We start from the raw sequence: 18,162 nt of genomic DNA, 5'->3' as shown, positions 1-18,162 counted from the left end.
AAACATCAAAAACGATGTTTGTCTTCATTCTGAAAGATCAACAATAATATGTTGATCTTTTATTTTTACTCTAAATCTTTCAGAATGTCTGTAAACCTATGCGTAAACATAGCTGTCATTCCCCATATATTTTCTGTCAAGTTTCTGTAAAAAGGAATATGACGTTCACTATACCCAAAATTGTATTTTTCTCTGTTTTTTACCAGGAAAAATGGGAAATCTTTCGCATCACTCAAGATAGAAGTCACTTTATAATAAATCGGATCCCCTGTCAACAAGGTGTCAACATAAACTGTAAACAACCGTTTCACTTCTTCATTCGGATGAATATCCTCCCAATTTTCTATATTTATCTTTCCAACAAAGCAATGGGTGGTTCTCCCCTGATGAATCAGATAATCAATCTCTCCCCAAATGTCAATTTGATCAGGAATTAAGTTTAGTTCCTCACAAGTTTCTCGTATAGCAGCTTCTTTAAAAGTCTCACCGTCTTCGACACGCCCACCTGGAAAAGAGACCTCACCTGGTTGAGAAATATGCTCACTTCGTACTTGGTAAAGGATTTGATACTTATCAGTTTTTACATCATATATCAAGGGTAAGAGCACTGCATAGCGTCCTTTCTCCCCTAGTGGTTTCGGCTCGTAATGAGCTAGTTTATCTTTAATAGTCATAAGAACTCCTTGACTTCATATTATCATAAAAAAGAAGTTATCCCTATTATATAAAATTTTTATATATAAAATATTGACATATCTTTCTAAAAGAGATACACTCAATGTGTAAAATAATTATATATAATTTTTATACATATCCTAAAAGCAAAGGAGCACACTATGTATTTTCCAACATCGTCAATCCTGATAGAGTTCCTAATACTAGCTATTATCGATAGAGAAGACTCTTATGGCTATGAAATTAGTCAAACCATTAAGCTTGTGGCTAATATCAAGGAGTCAACACTTTATCCTATTCTAAAAAAGCTTGAAAAAGCAGGCTATATGACCACCTATAGCCAAGCATATCAAGGGCGTAAACGTAAATATTACAGTATTACCCAAGAGGGAAAAAATCATCTTCAATTTCTTAATGAAGAATGGTTAACCTATAAAGAAACCCTCGATGGTATTGTAGAAGGGAGATTAAGACATGACAAGGACTGAATATATAGCCAAATTAACAAAATATCTACGAAAATTACCACAAAAGGACTATGAAGAGGCCCTCGAATATTTCATGGAATATTTTGAAGAGGCTGGACCTGAAAATGAAGCTCAGGTTATTGCAGAATTGGGTACACCTAAGGAAGCAGCACATGAAGTCATTAGTCGTCTTCTAGACGAAAAGATTATTGAGGAAAAGAGTAGCTTACGTAATAAAACAACTATCCTCTGGATTGCGATTCTAGCTGTTTTAGCCAGTCCAGTCGCCTTACCAATTCTACTATTCTTCCTAGCTATGCTATTGACACTTTTTTTGATTATTTTTGCAGTTATAGTGACTGCCTTAGCTCTTACTTTTGCCTTACTCATTAGTGGTGTTTACACTTTCTTTACAAGCTTCTCTCTCTTAAATATTTCACTAGCTTCAACACTGTTTGGAGGAGGCCTAGGTCTATTGATGTTTGGAGGAGCACTCTTACTGCTTTTGATTTCATTTGAAATCTGTAAATTTATTGTAAAGCTAATTACCCTATTGATTAAATGGCTCATCAAGAAAGGAAGAAAATCATGAAAACTTGGAAAAAGATTGTCCTCGGAGTGTCTCTTCTCTCTCTATTTTTAGGAGGAGGATTAGTAGCTTGGGGTTATAGTCAAGGTGGCTTGACAGATTTACAAAATCAAACTAAAAGTGAGCAAGATTATGTCAAGAAAGAAGTTAAGGACTTCAATAAAATTGATATTAAAAGTAGTAGCTACAATGTGCTTATTAAAAATGGTGACGTTGACAAAGCAACGCTTTCTTACTACCAAAAAACAAAAAATCCAATTGACACATCTGTAAAGGATGGTCAATTGACTATCAATGATAACAACTCTGAATTAGATTCGACTTCTAACAAACATATTAACTTTTTTGGATTAAAAGATTTAGTAAGGCTTTCTACTCTCAACGAGGAAGTCAGAAATAAAACCATTGTCATTACACTCCCTAAAAAACAAACGATTGATTTTTTAAAAGTTGATTTAGCAACTGGAAATCTAGATTTAAGTAATAGCACCATCAAACAAGCAGACATCAATCTAAATGTAGGGGACCTAACTTTTACTAAAATGATTGTCAGCAACCTAAAAGCTAATCTTGATGTTGGTAGTGTTGATAGTGATCATACACTTTTTACTAACTCAGATTTATCTATTGCAATGGGAGATTACTCTGGAGATAACCTGATTTTCAATGGTCACAATAAACTTGATGTTACATCCGGTGATATTGAAATAGCTCTTAAAGATTACACGCTCAATGTTCAAGCCGATAGTCATTCAGGAGAGGGGGACATCACAAATAACCTTAAGATCTCAAAGGATAACACACTAACCATTACCTCAGACCTCGGTGATATAACTGTTGAATAACATAAAAAGCCAGCTCACATTAGAGCTGGCCTTTAGTTTATTCATTTTCAGACTTTGGTCTATAAATAATAATACCTACAACTACAAAAATAAGTAAGAAAATGAATAACATACGTACTTGATTTGAGATTTGTCCTGTCATTGAAATAGTTTGACGAAGACCTGATACGGAGTAGGACATTGGTAAGAATGGTTGGACGACCTTAAAGAACTTAGGACTAAGTTCAATTGGATAAGTCCCTGCACTAGAACCTAGCTGCAAAAGGAGCATAATCATAGAAGCAAATGCACCATATCTATCATCCCAACCCACAAGGGCTGTAACGAGCGCCATTAAAGTCCATGCTGCAAGGAGAATCATACCAAATGTAGCTAATGGATGATTTGGTTCAACTCCCACAAATCGAATGGCAATATAAAGGACAATTGCAGCCATAGTCGTAATGATACCATTGATAAAGAACTTATTCTTAGCCCAATCAAAACGGCTCGTAAAGTTTCTTCCTGTCAAGCTCTTAGCAAAGATAACATTAGTTGAAAGAGCGACAACCATAAGAGAAACAGAAATCATATATGGAGCCATCCCCACACCATTAGTGTCAACCTTATCCTTATCAGTTTTCTTCTCTTTAAGCGGAGCACTAACTATTTTGGCATTGTCTGAGTTTACAGAAACAAGAGATAATTGCTGATTAGCCTTGTTTAATGAATCAGATAATGTAGAAAGGTTGGTTGACAGACTTGTCAATCCACTTGTTAAGGTATTTCCGCCCGTTGCTAATTGTTGAGCTCCTGTATTGAGAGCACTTGTACCACTCTGAAGAGTAGCAAAACCAGTCATTAAACTACTACTGTTAGCATCTAGAGTTTGAGCACCACTGGCAATCGTTGACACAGCACCAGTATAAGTTGACAAACCATTTGAAAGTGCGCTTGCACCTGTTGCTAGAGTACTTTGAGCGGTTGACACACCTGATGCCACTTGAGTTGCTCCTGGTGATAATTGATTGACAAGTACTGAATTGACATTAGCAATATTAGCTTGCATTGATGATACCGTTGATGAAGCTACAGGGAGAAGAGCATTCGCCGAACTTGCAATGCCTGAAATAGACGTTTGTAAAGAAGCTAAACTACTTGAATCTCCGCTACTAGTTGTTGTCGTACCTGTCAAGCTAGATAAAGCAGTTGACATACTTGACACATCAGATGCAATAGTTGAAGCATAACTACTAGCTGTAGATCCTGCATTACTAATTGCCGATGTAATCTCTGCTTGTTGATCTGCTGTCAAGCTTTGATAAGCAGCTGTTCCTTGTACCGCAGCCAAATCATTTGCTTTATCAGTTGCACTAGCTGTAGCTATAGAGCTAGCTGCAGAAGAAATATTTGAAAGATAAGTCGCTATTGAACTTGTATCTACTGATGTTGTTGATGTTCCACTTGGTAATGATGTGTTACTTACCGCTGTATTAAGATTTTGAATTGCTGTATTTAAATCAGTTAAATTAGTTGATAGGGTTGACAACTGTGCTTGCTGTTCTTCGGATAAACTTGTTGCTGTAGCCATTTGACTGAGCGCTGTTGACAACGAATCTGCACCTGTAACTAAGGTATTCATGGCCTCTGCTCCTGATACAAATTGACCTGCAGCAGAATTAACAGCCTCAGAGTTCGCATTTAACTGTGACAAAGCGCCTGACAAAGTTGACACACCTGAAGTATAGGCAGACGCGCCTGAACTCAAGGTATCAACACCTGTAGCCAATGTTTGTGTAGATCCAGCAAGAGTTCCTAAGCCATTTGATAAGGTCTGACTCCCAGACTGAAGTGCGCCTGCACCTGCATATAATTGACTAGCCCCATTCGCTGCAGTTCCCATACCACCCTGAAGTTGAGACATACTCCTAAAGACAGCTCCAACATAAGTTGATGTAATATTTTTAGAAACAGTATCCTTCAACTTAGACATGGCAGAATCGCTCATTTTTGAAGAAACGAAGCTATGTCCTGCTGTTGTTTGATAAGAAATTTCCAGTTTCTTGGGATCATTTGTCAAAAGACTTGCTGCATTACTTGAGAGGTTTTCTGGAAAAGTGATTACCATATAGTAATCACCATCCTCAATCCCTTTTTGGGCTTCATTTTCAGTCACAAAGTGATAGTCTAGATTTTTGTTTTTAGACATATTGTCTACCATATCATGACCAATATTCAGAGTCTTATTCTGGAAACTAGCACTCTTATCTTTGTTCACTACTGCCACTGGTAAGTGTTTGACATTACCATAAGGATTCCACATAGAAGACAAAAAGATTAGATTATATAAAGCAGGTATCAATGAGACACCAATAATAGTTATCCAGAGCTTTGGACTTTTAAGAAGAGCCTTTAATTCTGCTAACATATTTCTCCTTTTTAGACATTGTGTTTATTTTTATGATATAATCAATTATAAACTCATTTACCTGAAAATCAATGTTAAACAATCGCTTTTTGGACACATAGTCTAAAAGTGTATAAAAGGAGATTTGTATGTCAAAAGATCAAAGACGCGCGCAAACAAAAAAAGCTCTTTTAGATGCTTTAGTAATATGTCTTGAAGACCAAGATTTCAATGATATAACTACCATTCGTCTGGTTCAAACAGCAGGGATTAGCCGTTCGAGTTTTTATACCCACTACAAAGATAAGTATGAAATGATTGATAGTTATCAGAAAGAGCTTTTCCACAAGCTAGAGTATATCTTCGATAAATATGAAGGAAAGAAAGAGGGAGCCTTTCTCGAAATCTTTGAATTTCTCACTCGTGAAAAGCTCCTATCAGCTCTATTGTCTACCAATGGATCAAAAGAAATTCAAGATTTTCTGATACATAAACTTCAGCGTATGATAGCTGAGGACTTCATTAATCCCACTGCTGAAGAAAGAGCTCTCAAAGGATTCGAGAAAGACTATGCCAGTATTTATTTTGCGCATGCTATTTTTGGCGCTGGTCAAGCCTGGATAAATAAAGGTAAAAAAGAATCACCTCAAGAAATGACAGACTTTCTTCTACGATTTATTCCACAATAAAATCACTTCAAAAGCATAAAAAAGCTGCAAACCATTTCAATAGTTAAAGCAGCTTTTTTCTTTTACAATAAAATCCTTAAAATATGGGAATGATAAGTGAAAGCAAGGTCAAAATTGCGGGTCCGCCTTGCGTTAAAATAATTTTCTTATTGGCAGTTATAGCACCATAAATAGCAGCAAAGAAAACATTGAATACAAAAACAGTTACAAGTAGCTGACTATTTGTAAAAATCCCATACAAGAGGAATACAGCAATCAAACCATTGTAAATTCCTTGATTTTTAAATAAGTTTGTAACAGAATCACGTTGAAGTTCTTCTTTGCTCATATTGAAAACACGACTAGTCGTGTCTGAATGTGTCGCAAAAGTTTCCAAATACATGATATAGAGATGCTCCAAAGCAACAATCCCAGCTAAAATTAGTGTAATAATAGACATAGTAGCCTCCTTCTTAAATAACTTTGATAGTATATCAAAAGTGAACCTTTAAAACAACATGTACGTTTCATACAATTTGAAATATGGTAAAATAAAGAATGAAAGAGAGGTTCTTATGACAAAGACAGAAGTAATCCAACGTCTCCAAAAAGATCTGGGAATTCCCAGATTTCAGGCTTATATAGAGGATAAAGATTACTCCGAAGAGGAGTACGACCAACTAAAAAAAGATTTTGAAGCCTATTTCACTAACTACGTTTCAAATGTTTCAGCAGATTTTGAAGGCGGATTGGATAATAAATAATTTATACCTGAAAATCATCTATTATCATATTTCCCCCCTAGTCACTTGTATTAGACTAGGGACTTTTTTTATTAGAAAACAAAAAGCCGCCTCATTCTATGAGATGGCCATGGAATCAATCTAGCAAATATCTAAGCAAACCCAAAAATCAACGATTTAAGATAAATAAAAAAGCCCATAACAACGGGCTTTTTGCAAAATGAATCTTAAAATTAAAGCATTTTGTTGTAGAATTCAACGACAAGTGCTTCGTTGATTTCTGGGTTGATTTCATCACGTTCTGGAAGACGTGTCAATGAACCTTCAAGTTTTTCAGCATCAAATGATACAAATGCTGGACGTCCGATAGTAGCTTCTACTGCTTCAAGGATAGCAGGAACTTTAGCTGATTTTTCACGAACTGAGATTACTTGACCAACTTCAACGCGGTATGATGGGATATCAACACGTTTACCGTCAACAAGGATGTGACCGTGGTTTACGAATTGACGTGCTTGACGACGAGTAGTTGCAAGACCGAGACGGTAAACAACGTTGTCAAGACGACGTTCCAAAAGAACCATAAAGTTGAAACCAAGTGTTCCACCTTTAACTTTAGTAGCTTGTACGAACAAGTTACGGAATTGTTTTTCACCCAAACCGTATGAGAAACGAAGTTTTTGTTTCTCAGCCAATTGCAAACCGTACTCTGAAAGTTTTGAACGGTTGTTTGGACCATGTTGACCTGGTACGTAGTTACGACGTGCCAATTCTTTACCTGTGCCTGTAAGTGAGAAACCAAGGCGACGTGATTGTTTCCATGATGGACCTGTATAACGTGACATTAATAATGTCCTCCTATAAAAAAATATTTTTAGGAAATAACGTTTTAGATAAACCTGATTCGTTCAGAAAGACTTCGCCCAAACAGCAAAGGTTACTTTTCTAGCCGACTTCCTGTTGACGAGCTTCATTTTATCCTGCTATTATTTCACATACTTTGATATTCTACCACGAAAAAAAGCCCAAGTAAAGGCTTTTTCTTATTTATTTTCGATTTCAGCTTGTTCCTCAGGACTCAAATAACGAATGAGAGTCTTCTCAGTCAAAATATCTGAATATGTGTAAGATTCAACATAACTATTATTAATAGCTCCTGCTTGGGAACTGAAGTCTTGATATTCAACAATAAACAATGATGGATAAACTTCTGTTAATCGACCAATTTTATTCTTTTCACGTTTACGCCCATTCTCTAGGGTCAATTCTACTAGCTGACCTTCATGTGACTTAATAGCTTCCTTGATGTTTTTCATCTTAGCAACATCTGCAAATGCATCACTCATATATATCTCCTTAAATCTGAAAATTATGATTCCTCAAACTGAGCAATCGATGAAAATTTATTGTATTCTTTTTGGAATAGTAACTTGACTGTTCCACGCGCACCAGCACGGTTTTTTTCTAGGATAACTTCGATGGTATTATCTTCAATCGCATTCTCTGGTTCTTCACCTTCTTTTCGGTAGTAATCATCACGATATAAGAAGGCTACAATATCGGCATCCTGCTCGATAGATCCTGACTCACGAATATCAGACAAGACTGGACGTTTATCCTGACGTTGTTCAACCCCACGAGATAACTGACTCAAGGCAATTACAGGAACTTTGAGCTCCTTGGCCAGGATTTTTAACTGTCTTGAAATATCTGAAACCTCTTGTTGTCGATTTTCTGGTCGCGTCCCTGTAATCAACTGCAAATAGTCAATCACAATGAGACCGAGACCACCCTCTACTTCTTGTGACAATTTACGGGACCGTGCACGAATCTCAGTAATCTTTATACCAGGGGTATCATCTATATAAATAGGTGCCTCAGCCAATGCCCCTTGAGCAATCATCACATTATTCCAATCTTGCTCTGTCAATTGACCTGTACGTAAAGCATGGGAATCAATCATCCCTTCAGCTGCCAACATACGATCAACCAAGCTTTCTGCACCCATCTCTAGAGAAAAGACTGCAACAGCTTTATTTTGCTTGGTACCAACATTCTGAGCAATATTCAGCACAAAGGCTGTTTTACCAACTGCGGGACGAGCTGCTAAAATAATTAATTGATCAGGGTGTAAACCTGTTGTAATCTTGTCAAGGTCACGGAAACCTGTCGGTAATCCAGTAACATCTGATGTTTGCTGTGAACGCATCTCCAAAGTATTAAAATTGACATCAAGAACTTCTGATATTTTGCGGAAACCACTACGATTGCTATGCTCTGAAACATCAACTAGGGCTTTCTCAGCATTCGCAATAATTTCATCAGATTCAGTAGCGCCCTCATATGCTTGGTTGACAGTCTCTGTCAATCTATTTATAATACGGCGAAGCATGGCTTTCTCAGCCACAATCTTAGCATAATACTCAGCATTTGCGGATGTTGGGACACTATTGACCAAATCTACAAGATAAGAAATACCCCCTATATTTTGGAGGTCATCTTGGTCATCTAGAATGGTGCGTACTGTCGTGGCATCAATGGCATCATTTCGATCCGACAGCGTTACCATTGCTTTAAAAATGACACGATGGGAATACTTGTAAAAGTCGTCTGCTTCGATAAACTCTCGAACTGTAATCAACTTTTCCGGGTTAATGAAAATAGCCCCTAGAACAGACTGTTCCGCTACTAAATCATGGGGTTGCACTCGTAATTCTTGAGCTTCTGCCACAATTATTCCCTCCTTTACAAGATTTACTTATAGTGTCAACGAATTACTCAGCACTATTTTTGATGTTAAGTTTAATTTGTGCACTCACTTCTTTATGAAGCTTTACAGGAACCTCAATTAGACCAATCGCACGAATAGGATGTTCAAGTTCAATATGGCGTTTATCAACTTTAATACCAAATTGTTTTTGAAGTCCTTCTGCAATCTTTTTGGCTGTAATTGAACCAAAAGTACGTCCGTCTGGTCCGACCTTCTCAGTAAATTGAAGACGATTTTCTTCTTTTTCAAGTTGCTCTTTAACTTGCTTCGCTTCAGCCAACAACTCTGCTGCATGTTTTTCTTCAGATTTTTGCTTACCTTTCAACTCACCGATAGCTTGGTTTGTAGCTTCCTTGGCAAGATTCTTTTTAATCAAGAAGTTTTGAGCGTAACCTGATGGTACTTCTTTAATTTCGCCTTTTTTACCTTTACCTTTAACGTCTTGTAAGAAAATAACTTTCATTTTAGTCCTCCTTGGGAGCCAATTCTCCCATAATAGTTTCAATCAATTTATTTTTTGCTTGAGCAACACTACAGTCTCGCAATTGGCAGGCCGCTAAGTTGAAATGGCCTCCACCACCCATTTTCTCCATAATACGTTGTACATTAATCGTTTTATGGCTTCGAGCAGATATATTCACAGTAGAATCACTGGTCCTAGCGACAACAAAAGTTGCTTCGATACCTGCCATGGCAAGCATCGTATCTGCTGCCTTAGAAATCACAACATTATTATAACATTTAGGATTATCACCTGAGGCAACAATGATATCATCTGTAATACGTTCACCTGCTAGAATTAGCTCATTGATACGTCGATACTCTTCAAAATCAGTGGCAGAAATCGTTTGGATTTCTCCACTATCACTTCCTAAACTACGCAGATAAGAGGCGACATCAAAGGTTCGACTAGTCACACGAGTTGAGAAATTTTTAGTATCCAACATGATACCTGCCATAAGGATAGAGGCTTGGATTTTACTCAAACGTTCTGGGGCACCTTGGAATTGCAATAACTCCGTAACCAATTCACAGGCTGAGCTCGCCCCACTTTCAATAAAGGTCAAAACAGCATTTTCAGGAAAATCATCATCTCGACGGTGATGGTCTACAACAATAACTTCATTAAATCGATCATAAAAATCCTTAGATAAGGTTAAATTGATTTTAGAATGGTCAACCATAATTAACAACGAATGTTGATTGACTAACTCTTCGGCCTCTGAAAGTGTAATAAGAGGTGACTGACCATCTTCTTTTAGCCGTTCGACTGCACGCTCAATATCTGCATTCATAGCCGTATCATCGTAAACAGCATAGCTTTTTCGAACAATTTGACTGGCAAAATGAGCCATACCGACCGTTGCCCCTAGAGCATCCATATCGAGATTCTTATGTCCGACAACAAACACTTTTTCGACTGTTTTCAACTTATCAGAGATTGCAGTCATCATAGCCCTTGTTCTTGTACGAGAACGTTTTACTGTTGAAACAGAACCTCCTCCAAAATAAAGAAGTTCCTTGTGATCATCGTTTTCCTTGACAACAGCTTGATCTCCACCGCGAACTAGTGCGATATTCAGATTCTGCAAGGCAACCTGACCGATTTGATCATGCTTAAGCGTACCAAATGAAATTCCCATGCTCAAAGTCAGTGGTAAACCACGCTCCTGAGCCTGCTGACGGAAGTCATCCAAGACAGAAAACTTTTGATCCATGAATTCTGTCAAAACACTGTAGTTGGTGAAGAAGTAAAAACGATCACCTTCAATACGTCGATAATGAATATGCTTGGCCTTAGCAAACTCAGAAATAAACCCTGCCACAAATGTGTTGATTTTTGAAACATCGGCATCAGGTAAACTTCCTGTCACATCGTCGTAGTTATCAACTGAAATAATCCCGATAACAGGACGAGTCATATTTGGATCAGCATTTTCATCTTGATCATAAACATTGTCAATAAAATATATCAACTTATTGTCAAAATCCACAAAAGCGGCATATTTATTATCACCAACGGTTATCACATTCGAAGGTGAACCCTTTCGTTTCTGGGAAATAAAATCCGCAATCAACTGCTTATTGAAATTTCCATTTTCATCCGAAAGTACTAGCTTCGCATAGGGGTTGAACCATTCAATATGATCGTTCTCATCAAAAGTAATAACCCCAACAGGCATCTTTCCGAGAAGGGTCTTCAAAGAATCTTCAACATCCTGATTCAGTTCATCTAATTGCTCTATTTCTAAGGACTCATATGTTGTCTTTTGGTAATGCAATAAGGCAACAACTACTACCATAATAATAAAAAGCGCAAAAATGAGTGCAGACTCCGATTTTAGTACGCGAACAAAAATAGTAGCAATTCCAAAAAGAATTAGCCCAATCATTACAAGATGAATCGTTGCAAAGTGAAATCTTTTCATATAAAACCTCTTAATCTAACAATTATAACATAAAAAAGCCTTAATTAAAAGGCTTTTAAACGTGTTAGCACCGTTAGTCTACTTTCCTGCGGGCCTTATTATTACCTTCAAGATAAACCATCAAAATTGAGATATCTGCTGGGTTGACCCCTGAAATACGACTCGCTTGACCAATGGTCTCAGGATTGATTTTCTTAAATTTTTGACGAGCTTCGGTAGCAATGGAATCAATAGCATCCCAATCAATATTTTTTGGAATCCTCTTTTCTTCCATACGTTTCATCTTAGCTACTTGATCCAAAGCTTTATTAATATAACCTTCATACTTGATTTCAGTCTCAAGCAACTCTACTATCTTCGCGTCCAAATCTTCTGCAGCTGGACCTACAAACTGAGTAGCTGTGGCGTAATCAATCTCTGGTCTACGCATAAACTCTTTAGCTGTCATGGCATCTGTCAATGGCTTAAAGCCTAGAGCTTGAATTTTTTCATTCGTCTCTTTAATAGGTTTTAATTTTTCTTTTGACAGACGTGTCAACTCGCTGTCAAACTGATTTTTCTTAATTTCAAAGATACGCCAACGTTCATCGTCAACCAAACCAACTTCTCGACCAATAGGTGTCAAGCGCATGTCAGCATTATCATGACGTAATATGAGACGATACTCTGCGCGTGATGTCAATAAACGATATGGCTCCAAGGTTCCTTTTGTGACAAGATCGTCAATCATTACACCAATATAGGCATCACTACGTTTGAGAATAAGTTCAGGTTTACCTTGAACTTTAAGAGCCGCATTGATACCAGCAACTAGACCTTGACCTGCTGCCTCCTCGTATCCAGAAGTTCCGTTGGTCTGTCCTGCTGTAAAGAGACCTGAAATCAACTTCGTTTCAAGTGTTGCACGTAGTTGATGAGGGAGCACGATATCATATTCAATCGCATAACCAGTTCGCATCATCTCTGCCTTTTCGAGACCTTTAATTGAGTGAATCAACTCTTTTTGAACATCTTCTGGCAGACTAGTTGACAGGCCTTGCACATAGACTTCCTCAGTCTCTCTTCCTTCAGGTTCAAGGAAAAGTTGATGGCGATTCTTATCGGCAAATCGGACAATTTTATCTTCGATTGATGGACAATAACGAGGTCCTACCCCCTTGACAATACCTGAAAACATTGGGGCACGGTGTAAATTATTATTGATAATATCGTGGCTCTCTTGATTCGTATAAGTTAGCCAACAAGGAATTTGATCCTGAAGATAATCTTCATCCTTCGACAAGAATGAAAAATGATTCGGCTTTTCGTCACCTGGTTGAATTTCAGTTTCTTCGTAATTAATTGATGATGCCTTGACACGAGGAGGGGTACCTGTTTTAAATCTTCCTATTTCAAGGCCAAGATCCCTCAAGTTATCTGCCAATGTAACAGATGCAAGACTATTATTAGGACCTGAAGAATATTTGAGCTCACCTAGGATAATTTCACCACGCAAAGCTGTTCCTGTTGTGACAACAACCGCTTTAGCTCCATATTTTTGATTTGTGGCTGTTCTGACACCAACTACCTTACCATCTTCAACAAGAATTTCATCAACCATGGATTGACGGAGAGTCAGGTTTTCCTGACGCTCAACTGTATGCTTCATTGTCATAGCATACAAGGCTTTATCGGCTTGTGCACGTAAAGCTCTGACAGCAGGTCCCTTACCGGTATTCAACATTTTCATCTGAATATAAGTTTTATCAATATTTTTACCCATCTCTCCACCAAGGGCATCAATCTCACGGACAACAATCCCCTTGGCAGATCCCCCAATAGAAGGATTACATGGCATAAAAGCCAGCATCTCTAGGTTAATAGTCGCTAATAAAACCTTACATCCCATGCGGGCTGCAGCTAAGCTAGCTTCCACACCAGCGTGACCAGCACCAACAACAATTACATCAAAATTTTCATCAAACTCGTAAGACATTTTTTAGATTTATGCAGTGATTTACAATCAACTGCCCATCCTTTCCTTGTTTTTTCCTACAAAAATAGCCAAAACTCCAGAAAACTGTACGCAAAAACGCACAATTCTCATGAGCTTTGACCATCATGACTATTGTTAAAGTTATTTTATCAAATCAAATCGTTTTGTCAATGAAAATCACTGTTTAATCAAGGTCTGCACACTGACGATAATCATCTGTATACCTATGGAGAATAGTAAAAGTCCCATCATTTTCGTTATAATTTTCATCAAATTTTCTCCCAAGAAGCCTGCAATTTGTTTTGCACTTCTTAACAGGAGATAAGTGATGACACATAGTAGAGCAAAAGCAACTACGGTTATCAGTTGATTCTGCAAACCTCCATTAGCCAAACTTAAAGCAGTTGTAATTGTACCTGGTCCTGCAAAAAGTGGCATTGCAAGAGGAGAAATAGCAATAGACATTGGATCTGAATTTACTGCTTGCTGCTCCATTCCTTTATAGCTAGGTGAATGATTACCATTAATCATATGATAACCGATAACAGCCACTAATATTCCACCAGCAATTCTGAAAGAAACAATTGTAATTCCAAATACTTTAAAAATGAAATCTCCTGAAAAGATAAAAACAGTTATAATAACAAAGGCAATCAAAAGACTCCTAAAAGCAATTTTTCGTGAAATTTTTTGACTATCATCTGCTACTAAAGCCATGTAAGCAGGAAGATTTGAAATTGGGTTCATTATAGCGAAAAATGCCATAAATGCATAAAAAAATTGTGAACTCATCGTTTTTACTCAACTCCAGTTAGATATACTGACAAACTTTTCCGTCTTTATACGCCTGGTCAATAATACCGCCGCCTAAACATTCCTGACCATCATAGAAAACAACGGCTTGACCAGGTGTAATAGCACGCTGAGGTTCAGCAAAAATAACCTCTGCTTTATCACCTTTAACCTTTACAGTAACTTTACTATCAGGTTGACGATAACGGAATTTTGCTGTGCATTCCATTTCAAATTCTTCTGGCATATCTCGAGTAAAGTGAATCATTGAAGCGTCAAGAGAAGTTGACATCAAGTACTCATGGTGGAAACCTTGACCCACGTAAAGAATATTTTTAGAAAGATCTTTCCCTACTACAAACCAAGGAGCATTATCTCCGCCTTTTTGGCCACCAATACCCATACCACCACGTTGACCAATAGTGTAATACATGAGTCCGTTGTGTTCACCCATATCACGACCATCGACAGTCATCATACGACCTTTTTGAGCTGGTAAGTATTGACTAAGAAACTCTTTAAAGTTTTTCTCACCAATAAAACATATTCCTGTTGAATCTTTTTTCTTGGCTGTTGCAAGACCTGCACGTTCAGCAATCTCACGAACTTCTGGTTTTTGTAGATGTCCTAAAGGAAACATCGTTTTCTGCAACTGCTCTTGCGAAAGTTGACTAAGGAAGTAGGTTTGATCTTTATTGTTATCTGCACCACGCAACATATGGACAATGCCGTCTTCATCGCGAACAACTTGAGCGTAATGTCCTGTAGCTACATAATCCGCTCCCAATGTCATCACATAATCTAAGAAAGCCTTAAACTTGATTTCCTTATTACACATAACATCTGGATTAGGGGTACGGCCTGCACGGTACTCTGCTAAGAAATACTCAAATACACGATCCCAGTACTCTTTTTCAAAGTTAACAGAGTAATAGGGGATACCAATCTGATCAGCTACTGCTGCTACATCTTTATAATCTTCGGTTGCGGTACACACACCAAATTCATCTGTGTCATCCCAGTTTTTCATGAAAACACCGATTACATCATAACCTTGCTCTTTTAAAAGTAAGGCTGTTACTGATGAATCAACGCCACCACTCATACCAACAACAACACGTGTTTTTGAATTATCAGTCATAGATAACTCCTCCCATCAAATAAAAATTAACATAGACTTGAAGGGTCTAGTTATTCAAATATCGATTTGAAGGTCGATTTTGAAGCGTAAAAGCACGCAAGCTTAATTATATCATGATTAAAGAATAATGCAAAAAGGTTACCACTAGGCAACCTTTTTGATACTTATTTTCGTGTAAAGCCACTGTAAACCTATTACTCCTAAGACTATTATTGGAATCAATAACGCTACAAATAGCCATCCTGGCTCCTTATAACTTAATACAAGTTTATTTTGTCCTTCTTGTGAGGAAACGGTCGGTGTACCAATCGTTGACAAGTCATAGTCATCCTTGTCTAGTTCTTTACCATTTAGTGTCAAGATAGAATCTTTATAGACAACTATCGGTAGATTCAGTTTCTCCCCTTCAGCAGCTTGCCAAGTTAATACAAGATAACCATCTTCGAGTAGCTTTTCTGCCTTCTGATTCGTAACGATATTTTCATAATAAAGATCATAAGTGTTCTGCTTACCTATTGTCCCATATATAGGTACGTAATCTGGTGTGGGTTTGACAACTAAATTTAAAAACTGTGACAAGTCACTGTCATTCATGGTAAGACTTATCGTCTGATAATCTCCTTCAACGTAAGTATGTTTAACAATGGAAATAAGTTCACCATCTTGTGCCGCAGTTTTTACACGATCGGTAGTATCCATCATGTTCTGAATAAGACCAACACCCGCAAAGGCAAAGAGTAAAACAGCAATACTTTTTCGCCAGTTTACAAATCGCGTGACCGTTAACCCCGTAATTGCTAAAAGTAAAATGGTGGCAGGAACAAAGAATCTAAATGGAAATTGAATCAGTTCAGCAAATGTATTTCCATTTTCTACTAGATACTGCCACGGAAAAAGACCTGTCGATAAGAAGAAGAAAATAAAATAAATAAAGTGCAGTATTTTTTTCCATCTAGCAAATTTCTTCCAATTCAAAACAGCGTAAAGAAACTGTAAAATGAGTAACACCATTAATGAAATTGGGGTATATAGCCAGTATCTTGCTGTCCCATCTATCCCATTCTTACCAATTTCTCTATTTATAAATGGATCTAAGAGATGATTAGTCCCTCTCAAATATAGGAGTACTAACCAGACATTGACAGTCAGTAAGAGAAACAGAATGACTGCTATACCGACTTGCACAAAGGTTTCCTTTTTCTTAGCGATAGGAGACTTTACAAAAGTGTAAAGATAAAAAGGAAGATACATCATCACTAATATCAAAGCACTGAGTACGTGAACCTGAAAAATCAATGCCATAGATAAGGCAAGTCTAATTGGTTCTACTTTTTGATAAAAGACATAGTGAATTGCCGGAATAAAACAAAAAGGTAGTAATGCTGCTCCCCAACTAGAGAAACCCTGTCGCATCGTCCAGTATTGGATAGAGAATGTTGTCGCATAGAGTAAACCTAGTGACAAGGCAATATTTGTCTTAACTTTACACTGCTTGAGCAAGGCATACATTGAGGACTCTGCTAGTATATGTAGTAATACCCTTGACACAATCTGATAACGAAACCAAGTGCCACTTATTAAAATAAGCCCTCCTTGTAAATAGGCAAAAAAAGGACCGTAAAGAGCATTGACAATGCGGCCTGACTGTTGGAATCCATATAAAGATAAAAAGTAAGAAAGGTTACCATTTTTTAGTTGCATAGCAGCTTCATAGAACCCGTTATAGTGAAAGATGGAATCTGAACCTAAAATGACTTTTCTTGTAAATAGTTGTGGTGTAACCAATAACACAGCAAAAGCTATAATAATAAGAGAAACCCACAACTTTTCTCTTAATTTAAAAATTTGTTTCATTGCTATACCTTTCATTCCTATTATAACAAAAAGGCCATGCCCTACCTAGTAATAACAAAAGCTCTATAAAACAGATTTCCTACATCCAAATTAAAAAGCTGAGAGTATGCTCCCAACTTCTATTAATATTTAATATTAGTAATTCCAAGCTGACAAACCTTGTGCGTTATAGGCATTCAAGGCTGATTGAATTTGATCCTCAACTGTTGCAGTAGAGCCCCATCCAGGCATTGTTTGAAAAAGACCTGATGCACCTGAACCATTTGCTGCAGTATGATCACCATTTGACTCACGCGCAATAATAGACTCCCAAGTTGACTGAGGAACACCAGTAGCTGCTGCCATCTGTGCCGCTGCATAAGAACCAACTTCTCCTGCAGTGTTACCATTTGAGAGAACAACTGACCCGCTACCAGTTGCAGCAACCGAAGGAGCTGTTCCAGTATTTTGAGTCGACGTAGTATCAGTATTCGTTGAAGCAGCGCTTGTAGTAGCAGTATCTGACTGAGACTTTTCAGCTGCTTCTACCGATTCTCCTGTTGTTTCTGACTGAGTCTTACTTTCTTCAACCTTTTCTTTATTAGCTTTATTCTCTTTACTTGAGCTAATTTCTGTTGATTTAACTAAATCTGCTGTTGATTCTGACGTTGTTGATGCTGTTGAAGGTGCTGGGGTAACAGAATCTGAAAATGCATTAACCAACCCTTTATTAATTAGTGTAGAAAGTGATACTGCCAAAATGACAATAAAACTTGTTACAATTGCCACTGGTACCGCAAATGATTTCTTCGCTGCTAATTTGATACGGCGTCCCTTATAACTTTTTTT

General features: G+C 37.5%; 18 protein-coding genes. 5 read left to right on the top strand and 13 right to left on the bottom strand.

Annotation, left to right across the window (positions count from 1 at the left end; translation table 11 throughout):
- Nucleotides 1–65: 65 nt before the first annotated feature.
- On the bottom strand, nt 66–674 hold the full coding sequence (locus tag HMPREF2697_RS03170) for an NUDIX hydrolase (RefSeq protein WP_013991324.1): 609 nt from the start codon (nt 672–674) through the stop codon (nt 66–68).
- Between the two features lie 162 nt (nt 675–836).
- Here HMPREF2697_RS03170 and HMPREF2697_RS03165 point away from each other — a divergent pair, with 162 nt between their 5' ends.
- The 3 genes from HMPREF2697_RS03165 to HMPREF2697_RS03155 are packed head-to-tail and all read left to right on the top strand — an operon-like array spanning nt 837 to nt 2,576.
- Nucleotides 837–1,163: a PadR family transcriptional regulator gene (locus HMPREF2697_RS03165; RefSeq protein ID WP_014632494.1), complete on the top strand. Its 327-nt coding sequence runs from the start codon at nt 837–839 to the stop codon at nt 1,161–1,163.
- Nucleotides 1,150–1,734 carry a DUF1700 domain-containing protein gene (locus HMPREF2697_RS03160; RefSeq protein WP_070849589.1) on the top strand — a complete coding sequence of 195 codons (585 nt, stop codon included), beginning with the start codon at nt 1,150–1,152 and terminating at the stop codon, nt 1,732–1,734. Before HMPREF2697_RS03165 ends, HMPREF2697_RS03160 begins: the two co-directional genes overlap by 14 nt.
- A complete protein-coding gene (locus HMPREF2697_RS03155) occupies nt 1,731–2,576 on the top strand; it encodes a DUF4097 family beta strand repeat-containing protein (RefSeq protein ID WP_083319674.1) in 846 nt (281 codons plus the stop codon). Before HMPREF2697_RS03160 ends, HMPREF2697_RS03155 begins: the two co-directional genes overlap by 4 nt.
- A 37-nt stretch (nt 2,577–2,613) precedes the next feature.
- Here the strand turns inward: HMPREF2697_RS03155 and HMPREF2697_RS03150 are convergent, their stop codons facing one another.
- Nucleotides 2,614–4,983, bottom strand: a complete 2,370-nt coding sequence (locus HMPREF2697_RS03150; RefSeq protein ID WP_070849585.1) for a YhgE/Pip domain-containing protein — start codon at nt 4,981–4,983, stop codon at nt 2,614–2,616.
- A 128-nt stretch (nt 4,984–5,111) separates the two neighbouring features.
- On the opposite strand from HMPREF2697_RS03150, the gene HMPREF2697_RS03145 reads away from it, so the two are divergent.
- Nucleotides 5,112–5,651, top strand: a complete 540-nt coding sequence (locus HMPREF2697_RS03145; RefSeq protein ID WP_014635188.1) for a TetR/AcrR family transcriptional regulator — start codon at nt 5,112–5,114, stop codon at nt 5,649–5,651.
- Between the two features lie 76 nt (nt 5,652–5,727).
- Here the strand turns inward: HMPREF2697_RS03145 and HMPREF2697_RS03140 are convergent, their stop codons facing one another.
- Complete coding sequence (locus tag HMPREF2697_RS03140) at nt 5,728–6,090, bottom strand: DUF1304 domain-containing protein (RefSeq protein WP_002887103.1); 363 nt, start codon at nt 6,088–6,090, stop codon at nt 5,728–5,730.
- 115 nt (nt 6,091–6,205) lie between these two features.
- On the opposite strand from HMPREF2697_RS03140, the gene HMPREF2697_RS03135 reads away from it, so the two are divergent.
- Nucleotides 6,206–6,394, top strand: a complete 189-nt coding sequence (locus HMPREF2697_RS03135; protein ID WP_002885644.1) for a hypothetical protein — start codon at nt 6,206–6,208, stop codon at nt 6,392–6,394.
- A 212-nt stretch (nt 6,395–6,606) separates the two neighbouring features.
- Here HMPREF2697_RS03135 and rpsD read toward each other — a convergent pair whose 3' ends face one another.
- The 10 genes from rpsD to HMPREF2697_RS03085 all read right to left on the bottom strand — a co-directional run bounded on the left by rpsD (nt 6,607) and on the right by HMPREF2697_RS03085 (nt 18,138).
- On the bottom strand, nt 6,607–7,218 hold the full coding sequence (rpsD, locus tag HMPREF2697_RS03130) for a 30S ribosomal protein S4 (RefSeq protein WP_002885833.1): 612 nt from the start codon (nt 7,216–7,218) through the stop codon (nt 6,607–6,609).
- A gap of 198 nt (nt 7,219–7,416) precedes the next feature.
- Nucleotides 7,417–7,719: a Veg family protein gene (locus tag HMPREF2697_RS03125; RefSeq protein WP_002885699.1), complete on the bottom strand. Its 303-nt coding sequence runs from the start codon at nt 7,717–7,719 to the stop codon at nt 7,417–7,419.
- 23 nt (nt 7,720–7,742) lie between these two features.
- The gene (gene dnaB, locus HMPREF2697_RS03120; RefSeq protein WP_002885809.1) at nt 7,743–9,104 is read right to left on the bottom strand and encodes a replicative DNA helicase; all 1,362 of its coding nucleotides are present in this window, start codon (nt 9,102–9,104) and stop codon (nt 7,743–7,745) included.
- A 43-nt stretch (nt 9,105–9,147) separates the two neighbouring features.
- Nucleotides 9,148–9,606, bottom strand: a complete 459-nt coding sequence (gene rplI, locus HMPREF2697_RS03115; protein ID WP_002885729.1) for a 50S ribosomal protein L9 — start codon at nt 9,604–9,606, stop codon at nt 9,148–9,150.
- Nucleotide 9,607: 1 nt separating this feature from the next.
- Nucleotides 9,608–11,572, bottom strand: a complete 1,965-nt coding sequence (locus HMPREF2697_RS03110; protein ID WP_002887104.1) for a DHH family phosphoesterase — start codon at nt 11,570–11,572, stop codon at nt 9,608–9,610.
- A gap of 73 nt (nt 11,573–11,645) precedes the next feature.
- Nucleotides 11,646–13,547 (bottom strand): tRNA uridine-5-carboxymethylaminomethyl(34) synthesis enzyme MnmG, encoded by a 1,902-nt coding sequence (gene mnmG / locus HMPREF2697_RS03105; protein WP_014635191.1) that lies wholly within the window; start codon nt 13,545–13,547, stop codon nt 11,646–11,648.
- Between the two features lie 177 nt (nt 13,548–13,724).
- On the bottom strand, nt 13,725–14,339 hold the full coding sequence (locus HMPREF2697_RS03100) for a MarC family protein (RefSeq protein WP_070578654.1): 615 nt from the start codon (nt 14,337–14,339) through the stop codon (nt 13,725–13,727).
- Nucleotides 14,340–14,358: 19 nt separating this feature from the next.
- The gene (mnmA, locus tag HMPREF2697_RS03095; protein WP_070849583.1) at nt 14,359–15,480 is read right to left on the bottom strand and encodes a tRNA 2-thiouridine(34) synthase MnmA; all 1,122 of its coding nucleotides are present in this window, start codon (nt 15,478–15,480) and stop codon (nt 14,359–14,361) included.
- A gap of 144 nt (nt 15,481–15,624) precedes the next feature.
- On the bottom strand, nt 15,625–17,334 hold the full coding sequence (locus tag HMPREF2697_RS03090) for a glycosyltransferase family protein (RefSeq protein ID WP_070849581.1): 1,710 nt from the start codon (nt 17,332–17,334) through the stop codon (nt 15,625–15,627).
- A gap of 135 nt (nt 17,335–17,469) precedes the next feature.
- The gene (locus HMPREF2697_RS03085; RefSeq protein WP_070849591.1) at nt 17,470–18,138 is read right to left on the bottom strand and encodes a transglycosylase SLT domain-containing protein; all 669 of its coding nucleotides are present in this window, start codon (nt 18,136–18,138) and stop codon (nt 17,470–17,472) included.
- Between the last annotated feature and the right edge of the window lie 24 nt (nt 18,139–18,162).

This window comes from Streptococcus sp. HMSC064D12 (assembly GCF_001837205.1).
GTDB lineage: Bacteria > Bacillota > Bacilli > Lactobacillales > Streptococcaceae > Streptococcus > Streptococcus salivarius_D.
The sequence above is the reverse complement of the archived record's forward strand: the minus strand, read 5'-3'. Positions and strand labels throughout refer to the sequence as shown.

Excerpts from the sequence above, each read along its gene's own strand:
- HMPREF2697_RS03170 (WP_013991324.1), bottom strand. The coding sequence starts at position 674 with ATGACTATTAAAGATAAACTAGCTCATTACGAGCCGAAACCACTAGGG.
- HMPREF2697_RS03165 (WP_014632494.1), top strand. The coding sequence starts at position 837 with ATGTATTTTCCAACATCGTCAATCCTGATAGAGTTCCTAATACTAGCT.
- HMPREF2697_RS03160 (WP_070849589.1), top strand. The coding sequence starts at position 1,150 with ATGACAAGGACTGAATATATAGCCAAATTAACAAAATATCTACGAAAA.
- HMPREF2697_RS03155 (WP_083319674.1), top strand. The coding sequence starts at position 1,731 with ATGAAAACTTGGAAAAAGATTGTCCTCGGAGTGTCTCTTCTCTCTCTA.
- HMPREF2697_RS03150 (WP_070849585.1), bottom strand. The coding sequence starts at position 4,983 with ATGTTAGCAGAATTAAAGGCTCTTCTTAAAAGTCCAAAGCTCTGGATA.
- HMPREF2697_RS03145 (WP_014635188.1), top strand. The coding sequence starts at position 5,112 with ATGTCAAAAGATCAAAGACGCGCGCAAACAAAAAAAGCTCTTTTAGAT.
- HMPREF2697_RS03140 (WP_002887103.1), bottom strand. The coding sequence starts at position 6,090 with ATGTCTATTATTACACTAATTTTAGCTGGGATTGTTGCTTTGGAGCAT.
- HMPREF2697_RS03135 (WP_002885644.1), top strand. The coding sequence starts at position 6,206 with ATGACAAAGACAGAAGTAATCCAACGTCTCCAAAAAGATCTGGGAATT.
- rpsD (WP_002885833.1), bottom strand. The coding sequence starts at position 7,218 with ATGTCACGTTATACAGGTCCATCATGGAAACAATCACGTCGCCTTGGT.
- HMPREF2697_RS03125 (WP_002885699.1), bottom strand. The coding sequence starts at position 7,719 with ATGAGTGATGCATTTGCAGATGTTGCTAAGATGAAAAACATCAAGGAA.
- rplI (WP_002885729.1), bottom strand. The coding sequence starts at position 9,606 with ATGAAAGTTATTTTCTTACAAGACGTTAAAGGTAAAGGTAAAAAAGGC.
- HMPREF2697_RS03110 (WP_002887104.1), bottom strand. The coding sequence starts at position 11,572 with ATGAAAAGATTTCACTTTGCAACGATTCATCTTGTAATGATTGGGCTA.
- mnmG (WP_014635191.1), bottom strand. The coding sequence starts at position 13,547 with ATGTCTTACGAGTTTGATGAAAATTTTGATGTAATTGTTGTTGGTGCT.
- HMPREF2697_RS03100 (WP_070578654.1), bottom strand. The coding sequence starts at position 14,339 with ATGAGTTCACAATTTTTTTATGCATTTATGGCATTTTTCGCTATAATG.
- mnmA (WP_070849583.1), bottom strand. The coding sequence starts at position 15,480 with ATGACTGATAATTCAAAAACACGTGTTGTTGTTGGTATGAGTGGTGGC.
- HMPREF2697_RS03090 (WP_070849581.1), bottom strand. The coding sequence starts at position 17,334 with ATGAAACAAATTTTTAAATTAAGAGAAAAGTTGTGGGTTTCTCTTATT.